We start from the raw sequence: 24,175 nt of genomic DNA on the forward strand, positions 1-24,175 counted from the left end.
AAATTCAGGAATGAGCATTCTAGACAAAGCTAAAAATTATGTTGAAATCTTATTCAAAGATAAGTTATCTTCAGTATATTTTTATCATAATTTTATTCATACTGCCTACACTGTAAACAAGGCAGAAGAAATCATGAAAAATACTCCGGTTTCCGAACAGGATCAGGAGAAGGTGCTGGTTGCTCTCTGGTTTCACGATACCGGGTATATAGAATGCGCACAGAATCATGAGGAGAGGAGTGTGGAAATTATGAAGGGCTTCCTGCATCAGGAAAATTATCCTGAAGAGTATATCCAAGATATTGAAAAGCTGATCCTGGCGACAAAAATTACTTACGAGCCTCAGAATGTATTGGAAAAAATAGTAAAAGATGCAGACTTCAGTCATTTTGCAGGTCATGATTACAACGATATTTCTGATGCGTTAAGAAAAGAATGGGAGCTTACCAATGTAAGATGCTTTTCTAATGAAGAATGGAATGCCGGCAATCTGGATATGTTGAAAAATAAACATACTTTTTATACAGACTATGCCAAGGAAAACTGGGAACCTTTAAAAAAGAAGAATATCAAAAAAATTGAAAAGAAGCTGGAAAAAGAAGAGGATAAGAAAGAAGTTAAAAAAGATAATTCTGAAGGTAAAAAAGAGAAAGAAAAATCTGATAGAAGCGTAGATACTTTATTCAGAGTAACACTCAATAACCATACAAGGCTGAGTGATATTGCAGACAGCAAAGCAAATATTCTGTTATCTGTAAATGCCATTATTATTTCTGTTTGTCTTTCTGTATTGGTTCCGAAGCTGGATGCCCCTAAAAACTCCCATCTGATCCTTCCCAGTTTTATACTGCTGCTGTCCAGTGTGCTGACGATCATCTTTGCCATCCTTTCTACCAAACCGAATGTGACCAAGACAACTTTTACAAATCAGGATATTGCCAACCGTAAAGTAAATCTTCTGTTTTTCGGAAACTTCCAGCAAATGCTGTTTGAAGATTACCACAATGCAATGAAGGATCTGATCAAAGACAGAGACTATATTTATGATTCTATGGTGAAAGATTTATATTACCTGGGGAAAGTTCTCGACAGGAAGTATAAACTTTTATCGATCACCTATAAGATCTTTATGGCCGGGATTATCATTTCCGTATTGTCTTTTGGATTCGCTTTTTTGAGCCTTTAATAAAAAATAAATATCATAATAACCGGACAGTGCAATACTGTTCGGTTTTTTTATTAATCGTTCTGGTATATTGAAACCCTTAAAGCCAGAAGTCCCGTAATTCCCTGGAGGTCTTCCACCTTTAGAAATTCTACATCATGCTGAAGAATGTGCTTCTTTTGGAGCTTGGCTATATATTCCAGGTACTCCTTTTGATTTTCCATCCCGAAATACACAATAGTGATCTTTCCAGGAGCGGTAATTCGTTCAGAAGAGTCTTTGATGTGGGCTTTATCCAGTCGTTTTTTAATGATCTCATAATAGGAATTGTAGGCGCCGTCTACATCAAAACGCTTTTCATCCATTCTGAATCGGATATCGATCTTCTCATTGTATACAAAGATCAGGGAAGCAATATCTAACGGAATAGGAAGGTTTTTTTTAAAAGACTGGAATTCAAGTTCCATTTTACAAATGGTCTTCAGCTGCCAGTACCTTAGTTTATGGACTACTTTTGAGGTATAATGCAATTCCGGAGCAATGGTAGTTCCAATGTAAAGATTATGTTCTACACCATCAGATTTGAATCTTTCATAGTAATGGGGAAAGACCTGCTGGGCTTTGATCTGGTTTTCATCCAGCATATCGGCCAGCTTCCTGTTGACAAGGGTAATGGAATCGTCCAGTTTTTTTCTGTGGGTATAAAACAGATCTGTTTGTGACCGTACTCCTAAGAAGTAATCTTTAATCTTTACTTTTAATTCTCTGGATGACCTTACTTCCAGTTTTCCCTGTAAAAAAGGATGGATTTCTTCTCTCAGTAATCTTTGAAAACGCTGTTCGGTATCCGCTTTGATTTCGTGGCTGAGTTCATTTTCAAAAATATCCAATGCCAGTATGAATTTTTCCGAATCAGAATTGGTGGCAGCCAAAATCTCCTTGAGACATTCAATCTGTTGGGTGAGATCTTCCAGCATCAGGTTAAAACGTTTTTCTGAAGAAGAACGGATATCTGAAACTCCAAACAGTGGCGTGAGATTTTTAAAGGATATTTCCTTTAATGTATATATTTTCTTTCCGAGAGAGGCTGTGAAATACTTTTCCGCTTCATTTCTGAATTTCCATACCACACTATCATGAATGCTGGTGTATTCACGCTGGATAATGGCTTCTATCTGATAGTTTTTCTCAAAGTAAAACCTGCTGAGAGAGAAAAGGATCATATCGGTAAAAAACTCCATTTTTTTGAGTTTTAAACCGTTAAAGCTGCCTGCTATAGGAGAGGTGAATTCCATGATGGCAAGGAGGTCGTTATCTTTCATGATAGGGATTACCATGAAGCTGTTGACATTATTATCTCTTAAAATATTGAAAGAAGGAAGCTGTCTGACGTTTTCATCCAGATTATTGACATTGGAGACCACAATGGGTTTTGAATTGTGATTTAAATTGTTGAAGGTATTCTTACGGGTTTCTTCATCAAAATTATTGATCCAGAAATCAAGAATATGATTGGTCAGGAGACTTTCGTAGATCGGGAGCTTATCAAGTTTCTGTTCTTTCTTATTAAAGGTCATGAGTCCGAAGCTGAGGTCCGGAACATCGAAATAAGATTTGAAAATTTCAGTCAGATTCTCATTGGGATTTAAATCTTCAGGATCAATCTCTATCATGCTTGATTTAAGATCAGAAAGTGCAACTTCCGAAGTACAGTCTACCAGGGAAATAATGGTAAATCCTTTCAGTATCCATGACTGGGAAGGGAAATACTTCTTCCAAAGTTTAAAATCATCCAGATTTTCGAGAAGCATATCCAGTACTTCGTCAGAAGGAATTTTAGCATCTTCTGTGGGGTAAACTTCGGTAAAGTCTGAGTTTACAGTAATCTTATAATGCTTCATGATTCCCTGTTGGTTCGGGATATCATAATAGAATGGGATTGTACTTTTAATGTCTTTTTTGAAATAGCTTTGAAGAATCAGGCAGCAGCAGAATACATAAAAGTCGTTGTCACTAATATTTCTAAGCTCTATTTCAAAATCTTTTCCTGCGTCCTTCAGGATATTTTTAAACCTTTCGGTATAATTAAAAGTAATGTTGGAAAGGGGAATACTTGCCGCTTTTATCTCATTATGGGTAAGGCCGGTGGGGAACAGGTCTGCAAGAAGCAGCCTGATGAGGTCCTCATGTTTTTCAAGGAGTGTTATATCCTGGAAGCCGTCTCTTATTTCTTTGAAATTCTTAGTGCTGTCGATCAGGGATTCAGCATAGTTGACCCTATATTCCAGACGGTCATTATACCGGATATGTTCCAGTACATCCAAATATTTTTTGAATGAAATATAAACCTGAAAAGGTGAGTCTTTTTTGTAAAGATTAGCCAACGCTGAAATTTAGAGTAAAGTTATGAAAAAAACACCATTTTCAATGGCTGTCTTATTGGGAAGATATGCCTTTCTTTAATTCAAATTTATTCTTTTTTTGAACGAATTTTTAAAATGTCTGCACCATTATTTGTCAGAGATTCTTTTTTTTATAAAATCACTATGGATTTAGGAAATATATTGATTTTAGCAATAATAAAAATTCTGCTCTAAAGCAGAATTTTTTGTGAGCGGTCAGTTATGGTAAAGGAGGATTTCTTCCTGCACATCTTTTAATTCTCCTTTTTCAAAGTACAGATATCTTTTTTCTGAATAATTGGTCTGCGCAATATCGTTAATGAAGGCGGTAAGGTATTTCTTAGTGAGATTAGTCTTGTAATATTCTGTGTCAATACCCAATATGGGTCTTTCGATGGCATATTCTTTATTCATCATTTCTGAATCAAAGTATTCTGCAACAATGTATAATCTGATATTTTTACGGGTACAGTATTCCTGAACGGAACTTAACGGGATGCAGACTTTGCTTGAACATTTAGGCCCCCAGATGTAGACCAGGCTTTTGTCATCTTCTTGTAAGCAATCTTTCAGGCTTTTCCCATTGATGATAAAAATATTTTTGGAATACTTTAAACTGCAGATTTTATTATCATTTTTGATAAATAAGCCTGGGTTTTCTTTTTTAGTGGTCTCATAATAACTGTAGAGCCCTTTAAAATTACCATTGATTTTACAGGAATTCAGCGAGCATAAAAAAATTGCTGATAGAAGTATTGTAAATAACTTTTTCATATGATAAAAATGGTGGAGATTACTCTCCACCATCTGATTTTATTTTGTTGCATCCTTCACTGTAACCGGGATTTGATATCCTCCGTAGTTTCCAATTGAAGCATCAAATTTATATTCTCCTTTGTATACCACAGCATTTGAATTATTGATGTCCTGGTCTACAAAAAAGGTTTCCTGGGTTTTTATAGCCTGCGCCTGAGTTGCATCTGTTGGGTCCAGCGCTACATAAAGGAAGCCTTCCATCGTAAACTCATCCACTTCCACTTTTCCGGTATATTTTCCCAGCTTACAGAACCAGCAGGACTGGAAGTTACATAATCCCCATCCAGCACAGCTTTTTGAAGCTCTTCCCCATTCATCCCAGCTCGCCTGGAATATAGATAGCTTTGCTGTAGAATTTGTTTTAACCTTCTCTGTTTTAGTTAAGTTTGAATTGAGATCATTTGAATCTGTTCTGGATTCTGTTTCACAAGAAAATAATGTCAATACTGCAATAGCAAGAATTAATTTTTTCATAGTAATTATTAGTTTTGGTTAGCTCACAAATATAAGATTTATTTTTATTTAAATGTATAAAAATCATTAATTTGATTGATATTTAAAAATATTTTAACTAATAATATATTTAATTGCTTATTTTTTAATGTTTTAACAAATGAGTGGTTTATTATTTAAATGTAATGTTTTATGTTGAAATGATAATAAATACGGATAATATGCAATAAATAAATAATGGTGTATTTGCTGCACAACATTTTTACCTGGCAAGAAATACAAAAAAACCTTCCAGATTTCTGGAAGGTTTTGATATAATGTGGATAAGTTTTATAATCCGAATATTCTTGCAAACAGATCCGGGAAAACCCCAAGGATGATAATCAAAGCAATGATAATTACTGCAATGATATTGTAAGTAAGGGTTACTTTTTCTGAAGATTTGAATGTTGATTCTTTAAAGAAGAACATGGCGATGATCAATCGTAAATAGTAAGCGATAGATAGGGCAGAACCTAATACTGCTACCAATACTAAGAAAGCGGCGCCGTTCATAGCCTGGGAGAATAAAGCAAATTTCCCCATGAAACCGGCTGTTAACGGAACTCCAGCCATTGAAAGCATAGAGATCGCTGCTGCTGTTGCTAATAAAGGTTCTGTTTTTGCCAATCCTTTGAATGCTCCGAAAGACGTTTCTCTCTTTAATTTCTCTACCCAGATCAGACACATGAAAACGCCTACTGTAGATAAAGAATAAGCAAATAAATAAAAGGCAAGGTTATACGTAGAAAGGCTGGTCATTCCGAAGAATACCAATCCGATATATCCTGCATGAGACACTGAAGAGTAAGCCAGCATTCTTTTTGCATTTGTCTGAGCAAGACCCATAACGTTTGCCAAAAGTAAAGTAATGATTAAGAATACCCCTAAAACGTTGATCCATTCTTGGGTAACTCCAGTGAAACCTAGAGTCATCAATCTGAATAGTGCAAAGAATCCTGAGATTTTTACCACACTCGCCATGAAAGCTGTGATTAATGAGGGAGAACCTGCATATACATCAGGGCTCCACATGTGGAAAGGTGCTAAAGCTACTTTGAATGCTAATGCACAAAGAATCAGTAATACTCCTAAGATGAACATTACATTCCCTGAATTAGCTACTCCAAAATCATGAATCTTGTACAGATCAAAACTTCCGGCACTTCCATAGATGAACGCAATCCCGAACAGTAAGAAACCTGTCGCAAATGCACCCATAAGGAAATATTTGATAGAAGCTTCGTTTGATCTCAGATCAGTTTTGTTAGCTCCAGCCATTACATATAATGGAATGGAAAGGATTTCAATTCCCAAGAACATCGTCACCAGGTTCTGATATCCGAAAAGGATGATCCCTCCACATAATGCAAATAGCATCAATGCATATAATTCCGACTGGTGGCTTCTATGGTTGCTGAATGCAAAACCTCCCAGGAAGAATAATAATAAAGTTGTTACGATGGATATTTTAGTGAATAATGCGGTATTGCCACTGTACTCATACATATGCTTGTAATGGTCGAAGAACGAACATTCCGGCATAAAACTTACGTACAATGCGATGATTAATCCCAAAATCCCAATGTATCTTGCGAATTTTCCTTGTTCAAAAACTCCTGAAAATAACGCAATAACTGCCGTTAGGAAAACAATAATTAAAACACTCATAATATAGATTTGAGATGTGAGATTTGAAGTTTAAAGTTTCAGGTTCAAAGTTTAGAATTTCAGGTTTAAAGATTTCCTGCTTTCATTTCTTTGTCTCTTTCTTTTGCTCTCTTCTAATCTCTTAATTTTTTAATTTTTAAATCTTTTAATTTTTTTAGTTAGCCATCGCCATGTAGATAAACTTCACAGAACTGCTCACCATGTCGATTACCGGTTGTGGGAAAATACCTAATAAGATCACAAAAACCGCTAAACTTGCCAATACAGAAAATTCTACACCAGATAGATCTTTTGCTGTGCTTAGAACCGCTGCATCTCCTTCTCCAAACATAGCTTTTCCGTAGAATCTCAATAAATACACCGCACAAAGAATTACCGTAAGACCCGCAATTACTGCTGCTGTTCCGTTAAAATCATAAACAGATTTCAACAAAATAAATTCCCCAATGAATCCATTAGTTAATGGAACTCCCATTGAACCTAATATAATGATCAGGAACAATACGGCAAACTTAGGCGCTACTTTAGCTAAACCACCCATTTGTCTGATGTCTCTTGATTTAAATCTCTTGTATAAAATATCACAACAGTAGAATAATCCTACTACGTTGATACCGTGAGCAAAAGTCTGTACCAATGCTCCTTCAGCACCTTCAACATTGAACGTTCCTCTTAGAGTAACTACTGCTGAAGCAAAGATACCAGCTACCATCAATCCTACGTGAGAGAAAGATGAATACGCAATGATTCTCTTCATATCCGTCTGGATAATAGCGATCAGCGCACCGTGAACAATTCCTACAATCGCAAGGATGATCACAATCTGCCCTGAAATTCCTGCTATCGGAAGCGGAGTGATTGGAAGTAAGTAACGCATTACCCCATATACTGCCATTTTAAGCATGATCCCTGATAACAACATTGATCCTTGAGTAGGAGAATAGGTATAGGTATCAGGCTGCCAGGTATGGAAAGGGAATACCGGTAATTTCACTGCAAATGCAAAGAAAATAAACCAGAATACCACAGTCTGCTGTGTTTCGTTCAATTGTGCATTGTATAGATCCGTTAAAGCGAATGATGCAGAGTGGTTGTACACATAGATCAATCCGGCTAACATAAACAAAGATCCAACGAATGTATATACGAAGAATTTCGTAGTGAATTCGAACCTTTTATTCTCTTGTCCCCAAAGTCCGGCAATGAACCAAATTGGAATCAAAGTTACTTCCCAGAAAATGTAGAATAACAATCCATCTAAAGAAGTGAACACTCCTACAAGTCCGAACTGCATCAGCAGGATCAAACCATAGAATGTATTTCTGTAGTTTACGTTTTCGTTGAAAGATGATAAAATAATAATTGGAGCCAGAATGTTGGTCAGCAATAATAGGAGCATGCTCATCCCATCGATACCGAAGTGAAGAGAGCTCTTCATAAATTGTGACCAAGGATAATTGATCTCATGCTGCAGTACACTATCTACTGTCGGCGTAAAATCGAAATCCGAAAGTATATAAAATGTAAGAAGCATTTGGACCAATGCAATTCCCAGTGCCAAATATTTGCTGGAATTACTCTTCCACGCAAAAACTAATCCCGAACCTACTAGAGGTAATAGTAATAATGTTAATAATAAACAAGACATTATTATTGTAATAAAAAGTTAACAATTAATATAATTCCCACAGCTAAAGACATGATAAGAATATACGTCTCTACATTTCCGTTTTGAACACGCTTCATAGCTTTTCCGCTGTCTTCAGCACCATCACCTACAAAGTTTACAAAACGGTCTAAGATACCTTTATCAAACATCTTTCCTCCGCGTCCTAATCCTTCAACAGTTTTTACAATCAATGCGTTGTAAAGTTCGTCAACGTATAATTTTTTAGCAGAAAGCTTTTCCCATCCGGTATAGTTTTCTTCTGCAACAGCCATCTTTTTCTTACCTAGATAAGTATTTCTAACGATGAACCATACAGAGAAGAACATAATCACTGTAGCTGCTAATAAGATCATTTCAGTATTGAAAGGTACTCCTGAAAGAGTAGCTTCCATCTGGCTGTAGCTTTGTTCTGTAAGAACAGGCTTTAACCATTCCATCAGTTTGGCATAATGACCGTGACCGATGAAATGTGGCAGGTTGATGAAACCTCCGATTACAGAAAGGATTGCCAATACGATCAATGGTAATGTCATATTGGACGGGCTTTCATGTAAGTGGTGTTTCTGTTCTTCAGTACCTCTGAACTCTCCGTGGAATGTCAGGTAATACAATCTGAACATATAGGTTGCAGTCATTGCCGCTAAAGCAAATAAGATTACCCAGTAAACCGGATTTTTAGCGAAAGCTGCTACTAAAATTTCGTCTTTAGAGATCATCCCTGATAGTAAAGGGAAACCTGAGATGGCTAATGTTCCGATAAGGAATGTAGCGTGGGTAAGAGGAATATATTTTTTAAGACCTCCCATGAAACGCATATCCTGCTCGTTGCTCATCGCGTGGATTACAGAACCTGCACCCAAGAATAATAAAGCCTTGAAGAATGCATGCGTCATTACGTGGAACATCGCTGTTGTATACGCTCCAAGACCTAAAGCAATGAACATAAATCCAAGCTGTGAAACGGTAGAGTAAGCCAATACTTTTTTGATGTCGTTCTGACGTAGTGCATAGAATCCTGCCAAAGCAGCTGTCAAGAATCCGATGAATAAAATTCCTCCCTGTACTGTAGGTGCCAAAGTAAATAAGAAGTTGGATCTTACTACCAAATAGATCCCTGCAGTTACCATCGTTGCCGCGTGGATCAACGCTGATACAGGAGTTGGGCCGGCCATCGCATCCGGTAGCCATGTATATAATGGAACCTGAGCAGATTTACCAGTAGCACCGATGAATAAACTCGCTGTGATAAAGATAATCACTGTTCCGTCCAATTCAAATTTTGAAGCGTTTTCTGCTACAGAAAGATAATCTACAGCATTGGTCTGAGAAGCGATCATGAAGATACCGATTAATAACGCAAGGTCACCAATTCTGTTCATGATGAAAGCTTTTCTTGCCGCTTTACCATATTCTTCGTTGGTATACCAGAATCCGATCAACAGATAAGAACAAAGACCTACACCTTCCCATCCGATGAATAGGATAAGGTAGTTGCTTCCCATTACCAAAAGTAACATAGAGAAGATGAAAAGATTCAAATAAGTAAAGAACTTATAGAATCCTTTGTCATGACTCATATATCCGATAGAGTATAAGTGGATCAAAGAACCGATACCCGTGATGATCATCACCATCATTAAAGAAAGCTGATCAATCTGAAATCCAAAATTGATTTGAACCCCATTGACTCTAAACCATTCAAAAGCTTTTACGATTACAGGCTGGCTTTCAGAATTGAAATTCATGAAAAGACTTACAGCAATACAGAAAGATCCGAAAACCATTGCTGTTGCCAAAGATCCAACCAATATTTTTGGAAGATTTTTCCCGAATAAACCGTTAATAAGAAACCCTAAAAGTGGTAAAAGTACTATTGCATATACTAAATTTTCCATTCTTATCCTCTTAATTTATTAAATATACTTACATCTACAGAACGGGTATTTCTATACAGCATAGCAATAATTGCCAAACCTACCGCTACTTCAGCAGCAGCCACCACCATAATGAAGAAAACTAAAAGTTGTCCGTCGCCGTTGCCTTTATACGCTGAAAAAGCTGCCAATAAAAGGTTTACAGAATTCAGCATAAGCTCTACACAGCCCAGAATCACAATAGCATTTTTTCTAAGCAATACTCCCATTACTCCCAAACAGAACAATACTGATGAAAGAATGATGAAGTAGTCCAAAGGGATGCTTTGTATAAATGTATTTACTTCTCCCATAATTTTATAAATCTTTTTTACCGATTAATACCGCGCCTACAATACCTGCCAAAATTAGGATGGAAGCAAGCTCAAACGGTAAAACATATTCATTAAACAAAAGTCTACCCAGATTTTTCGTAAGACCTATACCTCTGTCTACATTTTCAACAACAATGTGGTTGTCTTGTACTCCTCTGAAAACTCCCAGTACACCTACTAAAAGAAGCCCTGCTGTAAAAACTCCAACAAACTTCAACGTATTGTTCTTTTTACTTTCGTCTCCTTTATTAAGGTTAAGCATCATCAGGATGTAAAGGAAAAGTACCATGATGGCACCTGCGTACACTATAATCTGGATAATTGCCAGGAACTGTGCATTTAAAAGAATGTACATACTCGCAATTGAAAACATCGTAACAATCAATGACAAAATAGCATAGAGAGGATTTCTTGCAAATACAAAGTAAACTGCACTTGCTACTGCTAAAAACGCCACCAAGAAAAATAAAAACTGATCCATTATTTTACCGCATTTTTTTGTTTCTCGGATTGTCTTGTCGTGATATCAATCCTTTCATTTATTTTTTCAACTAATTTATCTTTTCCATAGATGAAAGAACCTCTGTTGGTCTCCACATCTACCAACCTGTCTGTAAGATAGATCGCAGATTTAGGACAAGCCTCTTCACACATTCCGCAGAAAATACATCTTAGCATATTGATTTCATATACTGAGGCGTATTTTTCTTCTCTGTAAAGGCCTTTTTCCTCTTTAGTTCTTTCAGCAGCAGTCATCGTAATGGCTTCTGCAGGACAAGCTACCGCACAAAGTCCGCAAGCTGTACATCTTTCTCTGCCTTCCTCGTCTCTTTTCAAAACGTGCTGGCCTCTCCAGATGGTGGTTCTTGGCTTCTGTACTTCCGGATACGAATATACTGCGGGAGCACCCTTTATCACGGTTCTTACAGCATGCTTAAATGTAATCCCCATCCCTGTAAAGATCGCAGGAAGGTAGATTTTTTCAGCAAGGGTCATTTCTTTATTGGAAACAACTTTTGATCTGTTAGTTAATTTCATTATATAATTTGAAATTTGAAGTTTGAGATTTGAAATTTATTGTAAAATTTTATCTCCCAAACCCTTATAATTATTAATTATTATTTCTTTTAAATTTATTTCCGTTATGTTCTGTCATTTTTAAATAATTTATAAATCCTGACAGTTTTTTAGACAAAGATATTGTTTGGCTTTTTAAAAAATTAAAAATATCTTCATCTAAATAATCTCGGTCAAAAGCTCTGATTAATTGGGAGCGAACTTCTCCTGCAGAGCCTTTAGACATGGTAAGAAAGTTTATAAATTCTTTATTTCCCTCTCTTTCAAACCCTTCGGCTATATTATCCATAATTGATGCAGATGATCTGTCAATTTGGTTTTTATCGTGGTTTAGAAATTTTGGATTCAACAAACATTCTTTCTGAATCAACCGGCAAAGACTTCTCGACTGCTGCCATATTTCTAAATCTTCAAAATTATTTATCGTTGCCATTTTTGATATTTGAAATTATTACTCTTAAAATTACTAATTTAAAGTCAATTCGTTGAATCTCAAATTTCAAACATCAAATCTCAAATTTACTGGAATGCTAAAATTACAGCTCCTGTAATCAATAGGTTTACCAATGCCATTGGGATTAATGTTTTCCATCCTAAGTGCATTAACTGGTCGTATCTGAATCTTGGAAGCGTCCATCTGATCCACATGAAGATCAGAATTCCGATTACAGTCTTCGTTAAGAATGCTACGATACTCAAGATTCCTGCTGTGTTCTCACCCCAGTTCTGAGTTACCCATTCAATACCAGGATAGTTGTACCCCCCGAAGAAAAGAACGACCATGAAAGCATTAGAGATAAACATGTTCACGTATTCCCCGAACATATACAGCCCTAATTTCATGGAAGAGTATTCTGTAGAGTATCCTGTTACCAATTCAGATTCACACTCAGGTAAATCGAACGGGTGTCTGTTGGTTTCTGCTAATGCTGCAACAAAGAAAACAAGGAAAGCAATTGGCTGGTAGAAAACATTCCAGTTCATACCCGAAACCCAAGGAATGACTCCCCATAATTTCCCGGTAGTCTGGCTTTCAGTAATCACTTTTAAGTCTAAACTTCCAGACATCATAATGATAGAAAGAAGTGCTAATCCCATTGCCAATTCATAAGAAATCATCTGAGAAGAAGCACGGATAGCACCTAATAATGAATATTTGTTGTTCGAAGCCCAACCTCCGATCATAATTCCGTAAACCCCGATTGAAGCCATTCCGATGATGAAAAGTACACCAACATCGATGTTAGCTACCTGAAGATCAAAAGAAGTACCTGCAATATTTAAACTTTTACCCCAAGGAATAACAGCTCCTGTGATCAATGAAATAAACATGACCAAAGCAGGCCCTAATACGAAAAGGAATTTTTCAGCATTAGCCGGGGTAAAGTCTTCTTTAAAGAAAAACTTTCCACCGTCAGCAAGAGGCTGCAATAGTCCGAAAGGTCCAGCTCTGTTAGGACCAATTCTATCCTGCATGATAGAGGCAACCTTTCTTTCTGCCCAGGTAGAGTAGGCTGCAATCGTCAGCGATAGCAGGAAAAGTGCTAGTACAAGTATAAGTTTAAATGTAAGTAAATCCATTTTTTATTGCAAAGATTTTTAGATGTGAGATGTCAGATACTAGATATGAGATTAAGTCTGATGTCTTGTGTCTGAAATCTAATTGTCTTTATTAAAATTATTTTTCGTCTTTTTCACTGATTTCTTTAGCCATTGGATTGTCTAAAACTCTTAGCTCGTCCTTAGGTTTTTCGTAGTGGTTCAATGAAATGACAGAGTGTCTGTCGATATGTCTAGGACCTTCGATGTTCCAGTCTGATAATGCTTTTCTTTCGAAACGGCATGTATCGCAGATGAATTCTTCCACTTCACCCCACTGGTCTTTTCTTGCAGTTACTCTTACAATTTCGTCACCTTTCATCCATACTACTGCTTTTCCGGAACACTTATCACATTTACAAGAAGCGTTCATGGGTTTTGTAAACCATACTCTGCTTGCAAAACGGGCTGTTCTGTCTGTTAATGCTCCTACCGGACAAACGTCGATAATGTTTCCAATGAAGTCATTGTCTAAAGCTTTATTTAAATAGGTTGAAATTTCAGCATGATCTCCTCTGAAAAGAATACCGTGCTCTCTTGTTTCTGTAAGCTGGTTTGCTGTCAACACACATCTTGCACAAAGAATACAACGGTTCATGTTCAATTTGATGTTCGGTCCAAGATCATCTGCTTCGTAAGTATTTCTTTCAAATTCTGTTCTTGTACTGTCTACACCATGCTCATATCCTAAGTCCTGAAGATGACATTCTCCTGCCTGGTCACAGATAGGGCAGTCCAGCGGGTGATTGACCAATAAAAACTCGGTAACGGCTTTTCTTCCTTCCTGAGCTTTCTCAGAAGTAAGGTTTTTTACTTCCATCCCATCCATTACATTCGTTCTGCAGCTTGCTACCAATTTCGGCATAGGACGAGGATCGGCTTCAGATCCTTTGGAAACTTCTACCAGACATGTTCTACATCTCCCTCCGCTGGTCTCTAACTTGCTGTAGTAGCACATAGCAGGAGGTACAGATTTTCCACCGATTTGTCTTGCGGCTTCCAAAATAGAAGTACCCGGCAAAACTTCAGTAGTCTGTCCGTCTATAGTTATTTTGAATTTTTTAACTTCTTCGCTCATATTGTATGCTTTAAGCTTTATGCATTAAGCAATAGGCTTTGTTATTTATATTTTTTCGTATTAAATGTATATCCAATTCCTGCAAGGATCTGTCCGAAAACAAAATCCTGTTGGGCTTTGTCCGGCTTGTTATTTAATGTAGTTTTAATGTCCCACATATTGATATAACCCGCTTTTCCTTCTAACCTTACCATCACATGATCCCATAAAACCAGGTTAAGACTGGCTCTTAGGTCAGTTCCAAGACCTGCTACGTGAAAACGGTCACTTCTTTCATTTCCAAAAAGTTTGACATTACTTTTCGGAAACATAACCCCGATTCCTGCACCGTAAGACCAAACTAAATCAACATTTTTCTTATTAATAAGATTTTGGTATCGCTCAAGACCCAGGTTTTCATAATTAAGTCCGTCTGTATGCTCGAAAGTAAGGAACTTCTCGTCTGCAAGGTTTACCTGTCCGTTCTGGACCATTCCTGCATATTCAGGATCTGATATATGACCTTTAAAGCCAACGGTCTGGTTCTGATCCATCACATATTTCATGTGGTCGATCCCCAAAACAAGCGCTAAATTATCTTTAATAAAATAACCCGCTCTGAAATTGTACTGTACTACCGTAAACCAACCCGGATTAATATACACGATCCCAAATTTTGTTGGTCTGTCCTGAGCCGTTACATTATTCAGCTGAAAATCATAGCCATTTCCTTTAAAATGGATATCAGAATTGCTGAAGGCTGCTCTGTTCCATCCAAAGAAAACGAACATCTGGCCTTTTTTGCTTAACGGTTCTGGCTTTTTGTCAGAAACCGCTGTAAACCAATCCATCATACTTCTGTCTATCAAAGTATCCTTTTCTTTCTTTTGCCCGAAAGCAAAACTCGACATCATTAAGCCGACAACCAATAATTTTTTTTCATCTATGCATTCTTTTCAACAGCCGGAATAGGATCTGCATAATGTGCCAATCCATAGTTTTGAGTTTGAGACAGCTCAGGGTTTTTCACGTGCCACTCAAATTCATCTCTGAAGTGACGGATCGCTGCTGCAACCGGCCAAGCTGCTGCATCACCCAACGGACAAATCGTGTTTCCTTCGATTTTTCTCTGGATATCCCAAAGCAGATCGATATCTTCCATTTTACCTTGTCCGTTTTCTATTTTCTTTAAGATCTTGTACATCCATCCTGTCCCTTCACGGCAAGGAGTACACTGACCACAGCTTTCGTGGTTGTAGAATCTTGCTAACGTCATGGTGTGTTCTACGATACACTGGTCTTCATCTAAAACGATGAAACCTCCTGAACCCATCATGGTTCCGGTAGCGAAACCACCGTCTGCCAAGGATTCGTAGTTCATATATCTTGGCTCTCCGTTTACTGTTCTCAGCAATAGATTAGCTGGAACAATAGGAACAGAACTTCCTCCAGGAATACAAGCCTTTAATTTTTTTCCGTCTTTAATACCTCCGCAATATTCATCAGAGTAGATGAATTCTTCTACGGTGATCGTCATATCGATTTCGTATACTCCCGGTTTGTTGATATTTCCACAAGCAGAAATCAATTTCGTACCTGTAGATCTTCCCACACCTATTTTAGCGTATTCAGCACCTGTTATGTCAATGATTGGAACAATTGCAGCAATAGATTCAACGTTATTTACTACCGTTGGTCTTTCCCACAGACCTTTTACAGCAGGGAATGGCGGTTTTAATCTTGGGTTACCTCTTTTTCCTTCAAGAGATTCAAGCAATGCCGTTTCTTCACCACAGATGTATGCTCCACCCCCTCTCTGAACATAAATTTCACAATCGAAACCTGTTCCCAGGATATTTTTACCTAAAAATCCTGCTGCTTTGGCTTCTTCAATAGCTTCTTCTAAAATATCAGGAATCCATGAATACTCTCCACGGATGTAGATATAAGAAACATTGGAACCTAAACAGTAAGATGAAATTAACATTCCCTCAATCAATACATGAGGAAGGAACTCCATCAGATATCTGTCCTTGAATGTTCCAGGCTCAGATTCATCCGCATTGACAACAAGGTGTCTTGGAACACCTTCAGGTTTTGCCAAAAAGCTCCATTTCATTCCTGTTGGGAATCCAGCTCCACCACGTCCTCTTAGTCCTGAAGCTTTTACTTCTTCAAGAATTTCGTCAGGAGTCATCTTCAAGGCTTTTTCTGCTGCAGTGTAACCTCCTTGTTTACGGTAGGTTTCAAAGTAGCGAATACCTTCTATATGTGCGTCTTTAAGTAAAAGTTTTTTACTCATTGTTTATTATGCTTTTAGCGGTCAGCTATTGGCCTATGGCTTTTAGCTTATGGCTATTTTAATTTGTTAAAATTTATTTAGTCCAAAGCAACTTGTCCCTGTCTGCAAAGATCAAGGATTTCATCTACTTTTTCTATTGTTAAATTTTCATGAAAGAATTTCCCCAGCTGCATCATAGGTGCATATCCGCATGCGCCAAGACATTCAGCAGGTTTTAATGTGAACATACCGTCTTCAGTAGTTTCTCCGTCTTTAATGTTCAGTTTGGTTCTGATATGCTTAAGGATCTTTTCGCTTCCACAAACCATACAAGGTCCTGTTCTGCAAACTTCCAAAACATATTTACCCACCGGCTTCATATTAAACATCGTATAGAAAGTAGCCACTTCATATACCTCAATGGGTTGGATACTTAATAGTCCGGCAACATAATCCATCACAGGCACGTCTAACCATCCTCCGAATTCTTTCTGTGCTAAGTGAAGTACAGGAAGAAGAGCAGATTTCTGTCTTCCTTCAGGATATCTTGCGATAATTTTATGTACCTGTGCTAAACTTTCCGGTTTAAAAGCTATTGTTTCGCTCACTTTTTTAAATTTTAAATTTTGAATTTTAGATTTTGAATCTAAATAATTTCAATTTTTATAGTAGTTTGGATTAATTCAAAATTCATAATCCAACATTTATAATTATTGTTATGCGTCTAATTCTCCCGCAATAATATTCATACTACACATCGTTACAATGGCATCTGAAATGACAGAACCAGTAATCATTTCAGGGTATGCCTGATAGTAGATGAAGCATGGTCTTCTGAAGTGAAGTCTATAAGGGCTTCTTCCTCCGTCACTCACAAGATAGAATCCTAATTCTCCGTTTCCACCTTCTACAGCGTGGTAAACTTCTCCTTTCGGTACATCAGTTTCTCCCATGACAATTTTGAAATGGTAGATCAATGCTTCCATTTTCTGATACACATCTGCCTTTTCAGGAAGATAGAAGTCAGGAACATCCGCATGGAATGGACCTTCCGGAAGATTTTCGTATGCTTGTTTGATGATTTTGATTGATTCCCAGATTTCCTGTTGACGAACCATGAAACGGTCGTAAGTATCTCCTGAAGTTCCTACAGGAATAATGAAGTCGAAATCTTCATAGGAAGAGTAAGGCTGTGCAACTCTTACATCATAATCTACTCCTGCTGCACGTAAATTTGGACCTGTGAAACCATAGCTTAATGCTCTTTCGGCAGAAATAGCTCCTGTACCGATGGTTCTATCCATAAAAATTCTGTTTCTTTCTAATAAAGTACCGAATTCTTTGAATCTTGCCGGGAAAGTCTTTAAGAAATCCTGTAATAACTCATGAAACTTAGGTGTGAAATCTCTTTCAAAACCTCCGATTCTTCCCATATTGGTCGTCATCCTTGCCCCGCAGATCTGCTCATACATATCATAAATACGTTCTCTTTCGATGAACATATAGGTAAGCCCTGTAATCGCTCCCGAGTCCATTCCGGTTACCCCGTTACAGATCAGGTGGTCACCGATTCTGGCTAATTCCATCAGGATAACACGCATGTAATCTACACGCTTAGGAACTTCAATGCCGATCAGCTTCTCCACTGTCATATGCCAGCCTAAGTTATTGATCGGTGCAGAACAGTAATTCATACGGTCAGTAAGGGTCGTGATCTGAGAATAGTTTCTTCTTTCAGAAATTTTCTCAAATGCTCTGTGAATGTATCCCACAGTCTGCTCAGCGTGAAGGATTCTTTCTCCGTCCATCGTTAAGATATTCTGGAAAATCCCGTGAGTGGCAGGGTGGGTAGGTCCTAAATTGAGGGTGTACAATTGTCCGTCAATCTGTTCCTTACTTTCGTACTGGTTTAGTATATTAGATAATGAGTTATCTTTCATAATTTAAATGCTTTAGGCTATAGGCTATAGGCTTTAAGCTTATTGCTTACTGCTTATTGCTTATTGCATTATTTTTTATCTTCCGAACATGCTATCGTTCTTGTCGGTTCTTGTACCGTCTTCAAGGCGATATTCCTTCAACATAGGGTGGTATCCGAGATCTTCCATATTCAGGATAGGTCTCAGATCCGGGTGTCCTTTGAACTTAATCCCATAGAAATCATAGGTTTCTCTTTCCATCCAGTTGGCACCGGCATATAGATCTGTAAGAGAATCTACTTCGATATTTTCTCTGGACATGAATATTTTCAGACGCAATCTGAAATTGGCCATCATATTATGCAAATGGTATACAACGCCTATTTCCTTTTCAGGAAATTCAGGGTAGTGAATACCACAGATATCCGTAAGGAAGTTAAATTCCAATGATGAATCTTTAAGATAGTGAATGATCTTTTTGATATCTTCTTTCTTCACTTCAATCGTGAGCATTCCATAAGGTTCTGAGCTTGAAATGACAGATTCCGGAAATTCTCTGGTGATTGCTTCTAATACAAATTCGTTCGTCATTTCCGTTTAGTTGCTTATGTTGTAAGAATCTAATAATTTCTGATATTCAGGCATGTCTCTTCTTCTGATGCTTTCGCTTTCTGCAAGAGCCTGTACCTGCATTACTCCTTCAATGATCTGCTCAGGTCTTGGAGGACATCCAGGAACATAAACGTCTACCGGAATAATTTTATCAATTCCCTGAAGTACAGAATATGAATCGAAAATACCACCGCTGGAAGCACAAGCTCCCACTGCTACTACCCATTTCGGCTCTGCCATCTGAGTGTAAACTTCTTTCAGGACTGGTCCTAATTTCTTTGATATAGTTCCGCAAACCATCAGCATATCTGCTTGTCTTGGAGAGAAAGAGTTTCTTTCCATACCAAATCTTGAAGCATCATACGTTGGGTTCAGGGTAGCCATAAACTCGATACCACAACAAGAGGTAGCAAATGGCAATGGCCAAAGTGAAAACTTTCTTGCCATCCCGATTACACTGCTCAGTTTTGTTGCGAAAAACCCTTCTCCTTCATATCCTTCGGGAGCAGGTGCATCTGTTCTTATTACTGGTTTTTTATCTGACATCTTGTAGATGATTTTAAATTTTAGATTTTGAATTATAAATAGGGGATGATTTTCTGTGAAATCCTCTTTTGAAGAATTGCGATTCAAAATCCATTATTCACAATTCATAATTTTACTTTTATTTATCCCAATCCAGCGCGCCGCGTTTCCAAACGTAGAAAAATGCTACGAAGAAGATCGCAACGAACGTAAGTACAGCAAGAAATCCTTCCATGCCGAATTCTCTGAAGTTTACCGCATAGGGATAAAAAAATACGATTTCAATATCGAATAGTACGAACAATACCGCAGTCAGGAAGTACTTGATAGAAAACGGTGTTCTTGCATTTCCTTCTGCAGGAACTCCACATTCCCAGCTTTGGTTTTTTACAGAGTTTCCTTTTTTCTGTTGTGGCCCTAAGAAATGTGCCCCAAGCAAAGAAACAGCTACAAATCCTACTGCTACACCAGCCTGGATAAGGATTGGAATATAACTTTCAGGTAAATTCATTTTTGCATTATTATCTCAATTTGCAAATTTAGCGAATAAACAAGAAAGCATGAAATTTATCAGCTTAAAAGTAGGATGAAAATAGAGAAATTTTACAATTTAGAATCAATAAAAATAACGGCTTATTTCTTCATTTTTTTAAGGAGAGAGTATGCCATAAATGAAATATATCCAAAAAGAACGCTGGCAAATACAATGTTGATTGCCGTATTGGTCCTGTCATCTAAAGACCGGAAAAATAAGTTATAGGCGATAAATCCTGCGATTAAAATAGCAAAAATAATAAGCTGTGGTTTCATACAGTAAAGGTAGGAAAATTAGTTGTGAGTTAAGAGCTGGTTTTCGTTCTGTAATCAGGAGTTTTAAAGTGGGGATAGTTTGAGTTATTGATGAGTAACAGGATTTTTTGCTTACCGATTGATCATGTAGTATTGATCATCAATCATCAGTGAATAGGTCCTTCTTCTCTTATGATTCACCGGATTGTAATCCTGCCAAAGAAGCTGAACACTTTTATTTTCTTCCAATTCTGGGTTGGTTTCTGCGAAATTAATTCCCATACTGGTAAATCGAACGAAAATTTCTTTGAAGATAATAGCCGTTACACCACGTCTTTGATATTCAGGATGAATCCCAATAAGGTAAAAATTGGCTCTGTCATTTTTTTTGCCGGCTTGTAAGAAATGCCACCATCCGAAAGGAAATAGTTTTCCTTTTGATTTTTGTAAAGCTTTAGAATAAGAAGGCATCGTAATTGCAAAAGAAACCAGTTGTTTGTTTTCATCCACTACACAGATCACATAATTTTTATCAATGAATGGGAAATATTTTTCTTTGTATGTTTTGATCTGTTCATCAGAAATTGGAGTATAGGTAGAAAGGTGCTTATAGGTTTCGTCCAATAGCTTAAACATAGGTTCTACATAAGGCAGAATTTCTTCTTTTGATTTGAATTTAAGAACGCTTAATTTGTATTTTTGCGCGATTAGCCCACTAAATTTTTCTACTTTTTCAGGAAGTACTTTCGGGAAATTCATCTCATATTCTACCCATTCTTTTTCTTTGGTTAATCCAAGATTTTCAAGATGTTTAGGATAATAGGCATGATTGTAAATTCCAATCATTGTTGCCAGTTTATCAAATCCCATTGTCAGCATGCCTGCTTTGTCAAGATTGGTGAATCCCATTGGCCCTTCAATCTTATTGATGTTTTGTTCTTTGGCATAATCAATGGCTGTCTGGATCAACGCTTTAGAAACTTCAGTGTCATCGGTGAAATCTATCCAGCCAAAGCGTACTTTTTTGATATCTAGCTCTTTTTCCTCCTTATGATTTATAATTACTGCAATTCTTCCCACTACCTTACTGTCTTTTATGGCCAGAAACTGCTTGGATTCGGAATAATGGAATGCCGGATTTTCTTTTGCATCCCATATTTTCATTTCGTCTTTAATAAAAGATGGAACATAGTACGGATTGTTTTTGTACAGATCCATCGGGAATTTTACGAATTGTTTGAGCTGACCGGCTGTTTTTACTTCAATAATTGAAACCTTAGACATAACTTTTGATGGTAATTTAAGGACAAATATAAATAATAATATTGTATACTTTGGCACAGTTTTTATATGATTATGGATAAAAATTAAACACAAAATCTATATAAAATGACGGGTTATTATATCATTATTGGTATTTCAATGCTGGTGAGCTGGTGGGTTTCGTCCAGGTTGAAATCGAAATTTGAATATTATTCCAATGTCCATCTCCGAAATGGCCTTTCGGGGAAAGAAGTAGCGGAAAAGATGTTGAGAGATAACGGGATTAATGATGTTCAGGTAATATCAGTTCCCGGGCAGTTGACGGACCACTATAATCCGGCAGATAAGACTGTAAACCTTTCCGAAGGAGTTTACATGCAGAGAAATGCAGCGGCAGCTGCAGTGGCGGCTCACGAATGCGGGCACGCTGTACAACATGCGGTAGGATATTCAATGCTGAATTTACGCTCAAAACTGGTTCCGATTGTCAACATAAGTTCCAATCTGATGCAGTTTGTTCTTATAGCGGGGATCGCCATCATGGCAGCATCACGGACCATTGAAAACCCCAATGGCAATACTACGGTACTGGCTGTTGGAGTGGCTATGTTTGCGATGACCACACTCTTTGCTTTTGTAACCTTACCGGTAGAATATGATGCCAGCAACAGGGCGATGAAATGGCTTAAAGATACAGGAGCTGTAACTGCCGAAGAATTTGTCGGAGTACAGGATAGTCTGAAATGGGCGGCAAGAACATATGTGGTCGCCGCAATAGGATCTTTGGCCCAGCTTTTATACTGGGGTTCTCTGCTTCTTGGCGGAAGAAGGGATTAATCTTTAAATTCAAATGAAACATATTGCATCTCGGATAATTTTTCCGAGATGTTTTCTTTTTGGACCAATTTTAATGAGGCGGTAAGGATACAGTTTTCGTTGGCATCAAAATTTAAAACTTTAGCATCAAATTTTGAAAGCAGCGTGAAAATAGTATTCTGCTGGTTAAAGTTGAACCGGATCTCAACTTCTGTTTCCAGTTCTTTAGTAATGATGCTGGCTTCTTCTAAAGTGATCTTTGCAGATTCTTTGTACGTTTTTACCAGCCCTGAAACCCCGAGTTTGGTTCCCCCATAATAACGGACTACAATAACCAGTACATTGGTAATTTCATGGGCGAGCAGCTGATTATAGATCGGCAGGCCCGCACTTCCTGAGGGCTCTCCATCGTCATTGGCACGGTAGTTTTCCCCGTTCAGTCCCATTCTGAAGGCATAGCAGTGGTGAGTTGCTTTTGGATGCTCCTCTCTGATCTTTTCCAATGCATTTTTCAGTTCACTTTCATTATTCACAGGATAAGCAAATCCGATGAATTTGCTTCCTTTCTCCTTTATTAAAGTGTTTTCTATAGGTTTTTCTATGGTTTTGTACTCGAACGTCATCCTGATACCGGCTTTGTATCTGCAAAAGTATTAAATGCTTTATAAACTAAGTATGGATTCCATGAAAAATACCGTCATTTTGACGGTATTCTATTTTTTGAGGGTAAAATCCTATTTTAATTTAAAAAAAGAAATTAGGTTATCCCTGAACTGTTCCGTTTTGCCAGCTGGATAATTAAATTGCGGAGCTTTTGTGCCGTTTTCCAGTTTCAGAGTATTATTTTTAATCACAATAGCTTCATCCCAAAGTTTCGCATCAATAAACTGCTGCAGGGTAAAGCGGCCGCCTTCAATAATGATAGATTGGATCTGTTGTTTATACAGGGCTTCCATTAATTCCGGCAGAAAATTTTCTTTTTTTATCCTGATAAACTGAATAGATCCTTCAGTCCCCTCTTTAATGGAATTTAAAACCAATGTTCCCGCTTCATTGTTGTAAATCCTGAAATCAACCGGGACTTTGAGGTCAAAATCAATTAATACTCTTACAGGATTGATTCCTTCAGTATTTCTGACGGTTAAAGCCGGGTTGTCATTGAGTGCGGTTTGAGTTCCTACTAAAATGGCATGCTCATCAGCTCTTAACTGATGGACAAACTGGTTTACCAAAACATTTGAAACCGCAGTAGGTTTGAAATCTTTATCTAAAAAGCCATCAGCGGATTCTGCCCATTTTAGAATAATATAAGGTCTCTTCTTTTCATGATACGTGAAGAATCGTTTATTCAGCTCAAGGCATTCCCCTTCCAGAATACCTGAAACGGCTTCAATCCCGGCATCCTGAATGATTTTTTTCCCTTTTCCGTTGACTTTATCATGGGAATCCATCGCGCCGATAACCACTTTTTTAAAGCCTAATTCTTTAATTTTTAATGCACATGGTGGCGTTTTCCCATAATGGGCACAGGGCTCCAGGGAAACATAGATCGTGGATTCTGGAATTAGCTCTTTATTTTTAACGGAATTGATGGCATTGATCTCAGCATGATTTTCTCCGGCTTTATGATGGTAACCTTCGCCAATGATTTCTCCGTTGTGGACAATTACACTTCCCACCAAAGGATTCGGATAGGTCTTGCCCAATGCTTTTCGGGCCAGTTCAATGCATCTTTTAATGTAGAATTCGTCGTTAGTCATATTCGTTAAAAAGA

At 37.5% G+C, this 24,175-nt stretch carries 25 protein-coding genes; 2 read left to right on the forward strand and 23 right to left on the reverse strand.

What is annotated here, in order from left to right:
• The first annotated feature begins 10 nt into the window (after nucleotides 1–10).
• On the forward strand, nucleotides 11–1,186 hold the full coding sequence (locus tag MUW56_RS14105; protein WP_292013777.1) for a Pycsar system effector family protein: 1,176 nt from the start codon (nucleotides 11–13) through the stop codon (nucleotides 1,184–1,186).
• 53 nt (nucleotides 1,187–1,239) lie between these two features.
• On the opposite strand, the gene MUW56_RS14110 is transcribed toward MUW56_RS14105, so the two are convergent.
• From MUW56_RS14110 to MUW56_RS14210, 21 genes are all read right to left on the reverse strand, one after another.
• A complete protein-coding gene (locus MUW56_RS14110; RefSeq protein WP_292013778.1) occupies nucleotides 1,240–3,549 on the reverse strand; it encodes a GAF domain-containing protein in 2,310 nt (769 codons plus the stop codon).
• 234 nt (nucleotides 3,550–3,783) lie between these two features.
• The gene (locus MUW56_RS14115) at nucleotides 3,784–4,341 is read right to left on the reverse strand and encodes a hypothetical protein (protein WP_292013779.1); all 558 of its coding nucleotides are present in this window, start codon (nucleotides 4,339–4,341) and stop codon (nucleotides 3,784–3,786) included.
• A gap of 39 nt (nucleotides 4,342–4,380) precedes the next feature.
• On the reverse strand, nucleotides 4,381–4,857 hold the full coding sequence (locus tag MUW56_RS14120; protein WP_292013780.1) for a hypothetical protein: 477 nt from the start codon (nucleotides 4,855–4,857) through the stop codon (nucleotides 4,381–4,383).
• 309 nt (nucleotides 4,858–5,166) lie between these two features.
• The gene (locus MUW56_RS14125; protein ID WP_292013781.1) at nucleotides 5,167–6,546 is read right to left on the reverse strand and encodes an NADH-quinone oxidoreductase subunit N; all 1,380 of its coding nucleotides are present in this window, start codon (nucleotides 6,544–6,546) and stop codon (nucleotides 5,167–5,169) included.
• Nucleotides 6,547–6,700: 154 nt separating this feature from the next.
• Nucleotides 6,701–8,194: a NuoM family protein gene (locus MUW56_RS14130; RefSeq protein WP_292013782.1), complete on the reverse strand. Its 1,494-nt coding sequence runs from the start codon at nucleotides 8,192–8,194 to the stop codon at nucleotides 6,701–6,703.
• Nucleotides 8,195–8,196: 2 nt separating this feature from the next.
• A complete protein-coding gene (gene nuoL / locus MUW56_RS14135; RefSeq protein ID WP_292013783.1) occupies nucleotides 8,197–10,110 on the reverse strand; it encodes an NADH-quinone oxidoreductase subunit L in 1,914 nt (637 codons plus the stop codon).
• Nucleotides 10,111–10,112: 2 nt separating this feature from the next.
• Nucleotides 10,113–10,442: an NADH-quinone oxidoreductase subunit NuoK gene (gene nuoK / locus MUW56_RS14140; RefSeq protein WP_002983557.1), complete on the reverse strand. Its 330-nt coding sequence runs from the start codon at nucleotides 10,440–10,442 to the stop codon at nucleotides 10,113–10,115.
• Between the two features lie 4 nt (nucleotides 10,443–10,446).
• A complete protein-coding gene (locus MUW56_RS14145; RefSeq protein WP_292013784.1) occupies nucleotides 10,447–10,944 on the reverse strand; it encodes an NADH-quinone oxidoreductase subunit J in 498 nt (165 codons plus the stop codon).
• Nucleotides 10,944–11,501, reverse strand: a complete 558-nt coding sequence (locus MUW56_RS14150) for an NADH-quinone oxidoreductase subunit I (protein ID WP_040996950.1) — start codon at nucleotides 11,499–11,501, stop codon at nucleotides 10,944–10,946. Before MUW56_RS14150 ends, MUW56_RS14145 begins: the two co-directional genes overlap by 1 nt.
• Nucleotides 11,502–11,574: 73 nt before the next feature.
• Nucleotides 11,575–11,973 (reverse strand): four helix bundle protein, encoded by a 399-nt coding sequence (locus MUW56_RS14155; protein WP_292013785.1) that lies wholly within the window; start codon nucleotides 11,971–11,973, stop codon nucleotides 11,575–11,577.
• 86 nt (nucleotides 11,974–12,059) lie between these two features.
• On the reverse strand, nucleotides 12,060–13,121 hold the full coding sequence (gene nuoH, locus MUW56_RS14160; RefSeq protein WP_292013786.1) for an NADH-quinone oxidoreductase subunit NuoH: 1,062 nt from the start codon (nucleotides 13,119–13,121) through the stop codon (nucleotides 12,060–12,062).
• 97 nt (nucleotides 13,122–13,218) lie between these two features.
• Complete coding sequence (locus MUW56_RS14165; RefSeq protein ID WP_292013787.1) at nucleotides 13,219–14,217, reverse strand: 2Fe-2S iron-sulfur cluster-binding protein; 999 nt, start codon at nucleotides 14,215–14,217, stop codon at nucleotides 13,219–13,221.
• 41 nt (nucleotides 14,218–14,258) lie between these two features.
• On the reverse strand, nucleotides 14,259–15,050 hold the full coding sequence (locus MUW56_RS14170; RefSeq protein WP_367118566.1) for a hypothetical protein: 792 nt from the start codon (nucleotides 15,048–15,050) through the stop codon (nucleotides 14,259–14,261).
• Between the two features lie 89 nt (nucleotides 15,051–15,139).
• Nucleotides 15,140–16,498, reverse strand: coding sequence for an NADH-quinone oxidoreductase subunit NuoF (gene nuoF / locus MUW56_RS14175; RefSeq protein WP_292013789.1), 1,359 nt, complete (start codon nucleotides 16,496–16,498; stop codon nucleotides 15,140–15,142).
• Nucleotides 16,499–16,575: 77 nt separating this feature from the next.
• Nucleotides 16,576–17,085 carry an NAD(P)H-dependent oxidoreductase subunit E gene (nuoE, locus tag MUW56_RS14180; protein WP_292013790.1) on the reverse strand — a complete coding sequence of 170 codons (510 nt, stop codon included), beginning with the start codon at nucleotides 17,083–17,085 and terminating at the stop codon, nucleotides 16,576–16,578.
• Between the two features lie 108 nt (nucleotides 17,086–17,193).
• On the reverse strand, nucleotides 17,194–18,417 hold the full coding sequence (gene nuoD / locus MUW56_RS14185; protein WP_292013791.1) for an NADH dehydrogenase (quinone) subunit D: 1,224 nt from the start codon (nucleotides 18,415–18,417) through the stop codon (nucleotides 17,194–17,196).
• Between the two features lie 75 nt (nucleotides 18,418–18,492).
• A complete protein-coding gene (locus tag MUW56_RS14190) occupies nucleotides 18,493–18,987 on the reverse strand; it encodes an NADH-quinone oxidoreductase subunit C (RefSeq protein WP_292013792.1) in 495 nt (164 codons plus the stop codon).
• A gap of 6 nt (nucleotides 18,988–18,993) precedes the next feature.
• A complete protein-coding gene (locus tag MUW56_RS14195; RefSeq protein ID WP_047377761.1) occupies nucleotides 18,994–19,554 on the reverse strand; it encodes an NADH-quinone oxidoreductase subunit B in 561 nt (186 codons plus the stop codon).
• Between the two features lie 118 nt (nucleotides 19,555–19,672).
• The gene (locus MUW56_RS14200; protein ID WP_047382179.1) at nucleotides 19,673–20,044 is read right to left on the reverse strand and encodes an NADH-quinone oxidoreductase subunit A; all 372 of its coding nucleotides are present in this window, start codon (nucleotides 20,042–20,044) and stop codon (nucleotides 19,673–19,675) included.
• Nucleotides 20,045–20,166: 122 nt separating this feature from the next.
• Complete coding sequence (locus MUW56_RS14205; protein WP_292013793.1) at nucleotides 20,167–20,343, reverse strand: hypothetical protein; 177 nt, start codon at nucleotides 20,341–20,343, stop codon at nucleotides 20,167–20,169.
• Between the two features lie 111 nt (nucleotides 20,344–20,454).
• On the reverse strand, nucleotides 20,455–21,606 hold the full coding sequence (locus MUW56_RS14210; RefSeq protein ID WP_292013794.1) for a GTP cyclohydrolase: 1,152 nt from the start codon (nucleotides 21,604–21,606) through the stop codon (nucleotides 20,455–20,457).
• Between the two features lie 105 nt (nucleotides 21,607–21,711).
• On the opposite strand from MUW56_RS14210, the gene MUW56_RS14215 reads away from it, so the two are divergent.
• Nucleotides 21,712–22,422, forward strand: coding sequence for a zinc metallopeptidase (locus MUW56_RS14215; RefSeq protein ID WP_292013795.1), 711 nt, complete (start codon nucleotides 21,712–21,714; stop codon nucleotides 22,420–22,422).
• Here MUW56_RS14215 and MUW56_RS14220 read toward each other — a convergent pair.
• Nucleotides 22,419–23,024, reverse strand: a complete 606-nt coding sequence (locus tag MUW56_RS14220) for a YigZ family protein (protein WP_292013796.1) — start codon at nucleotides 23,022–23,024, stop codon at nucleotides 22,419–22,421. The genes MUW56_RS14215 and MUW56_RS14220 overlap by 4 nt on opposite strands.
• Before the next feature lie 111 nt (nucleotides 23,025–23,135).
• Nucleotides 23,136–24,161 (reverse strand): bifunctional diaminohydroxyphosphoribosylaminopyrimidine deaminase/5-amino-6-(5-phosphoribosylamino)uracil reductase RibD, encoded by a 1,026-nt coding sequence (gene ribD / locus MUW56_RS14225; protein WP_292013797.1) that lies wholly within the window; start codon nucleotides 24,159–24,161, stop codon nucleotides 23,136–23,138.
• Between the last annotated feature and the right edge of the window lie 14 nt (nucleotides 24,162–24,175).

The sequence above is a fragment of the Chryseobacterium sp. genome (assembly GCF_022869225.1).
Lineage (GTDB): Bacteria > Bacteroidota > Bacteroidia > Flavobacteriales > Weeksellaceae > Chryseobacterium.

Excerpts from the sequence above, each read along its gene's own strand:
- MUW56_RS14105 (WP_292013777.1), top strand. The coding sequence starts at position 11 with ATGAGCATTCTAGACAAAGCTAAAAATTATGTTGAAATCTTATTCAAA.
- MUW56_RS14115 (WP_292013779.1), bottom strand. The coding sequence starts at position 4,341 with ATGAAAAAGTTATTTACAATACTTCTATCAGCAATTTTTTTATGCTCG.
- MUW56_RS14120 (WP_292013780.1), bottom strand. The coding sequence starts at position 4,857 with ATGAAAAAATTAATTCTTGCTATTGCAGTATTGACATTATTTTCTTGT.
- MUW56_RS14125 (WP_292013781.1), bottom strand. The coding sequence starts at position 6,546 with ATGAGTGTTTTAATTATTGTTTTCCTAACGGCAGTTATTGCGTTATTT.
- MUW56_RS14130 (WP_292013782.1), bottom strand. The coding sequence starts at position 8,194 with ATGTCTTGTTTATTATTAACATTATTACTATTACCTCTAGTAGGTTCG.
- nuoL (WP_292013783.1), bottom strand. The coding sequence starts at position 10,110 with ATGGAAAATTTAGTATATGCAATAGTACTTTTACCACTTTTAGGGTTT.
- nuoK (WP_002983557.1), bottom strand. The coding sequence starts at position 10,442 with ATGGGAGAAGTAAATACATTTATACAAAGCATCCCTTTGGACTACTTC.
- MUW56_RS14145 (WP_292013784.1), bottom strand. The coding sequence starts at position 10,944 with ATGGATCAGTTTTTATTTTTCTTGGTGGCGTTTTTAGCAGTAGCAAGT.
- MUW56_RS14150 (WP_040996950.1), bottom strand. The coding sequence starts at position 11,501 with ATGAAATTAACTAACAGATCAAAAGTTGTTTCCAATAAAGAAATGACC.
- MUW56_RS14155 (WP_292013785.1), bottom strand. The coding sequence starts at position 11,973 with ATGGCAACGATAAATAATTTTGAAGATTTAGAAATATGGCAGCAGTCG.
- nuoH (WP_292013786.1), bottom strand. The coding sequence starts at position 13,121 with ATGGATTTACTTACATTTAAACTTATACTTGTACTAGCACTTTTCCTG.
- MUW56_RS14165 (WP_292013787.1), bottom strand. The coding sequence starts at position 14,217 with ATGAGCGAAGAAGTTAAAAAATTCAAAATAACTATAGACGGACAGACT.
- MUW56_RS14170 (WP_367118566.1), bottom strand. The coding sequence starts at position 15,050 with ATGATGGATTGGTTTACAGCGGTTTCTGACAAAAAGCCAGAACCGTTA.
- nuoF (WP_292013789.1), bottom strand. The coding sequence starts at position 16,498 with ATGAGTAAAAAACTTTTACTTAAAGACGCACATATAGAAGGTATTCGC.
- nuoD (WP_292013791.1), bottom strand. The coding sequence starts at position 18,417 with ATGAAAGATAACTCATTATCTAATATACTAAACCAGTACGAAAGTAAG.
- MUW56_RS14190 (WP_292013792.1), bottom strand. The coding sequence starts at position 18,987 with ATGACGAACGAATTTGTATTAGAAGCAATCACCAGAGAATTTCCGGAA.
- MUW56_RS14195 (WP_047377761.1), bottom strand. The coding sequence starts at position 19,554 with ATGTCAGATAAAAAACCAGTAATAAGAACAGATGCACCTGCTCCCGAA.
- MUW56_RS14200 (WP_047382179.1), bottom strand. The coding sequence starts at position 20,044 with ATGAATTTACCTGAAAGTTATATTCCAATCCTTATCCAGGCTGGTGTA.
- MUW56_RS14205 (WP_292013793.1), bottom strand. The coding sequence starts at position 20,343 with ATGAAACCACAGCTTATTATTTTTGCTATTTTAATCGCAGGATTTATC.
- MUW56_RS14210 (WP_292013794.1), bottom strand. The coding sequence starts at position 21,606 with ATGTCTAAGGTTTCAATTATTGAAGTAAAAACAGCCGGTCAGCTCAAA.
- MUW56_RS14215 (WP_292013795.1), top strand. The coding sequence starts at position 21,712 with ATGACGGGTTATTATATCATTATTGGTATTTCAATGCTGGTGAGCTGG.
- MUW56_RS14220 (WP_292013796.1), bottom strand. The coding sequence starts at position 23,024 with ATGACGTTCGAGTACAAAACCATAGAAAAACCTATAGAAAACACTTTA.
- ribD (WP_292013797.1), bottom strand. The coding sequence starts at position 24,161 with ATGACTAACGACGAATTCTACATTAAAAGATGCATTGAACTGGCCCGA.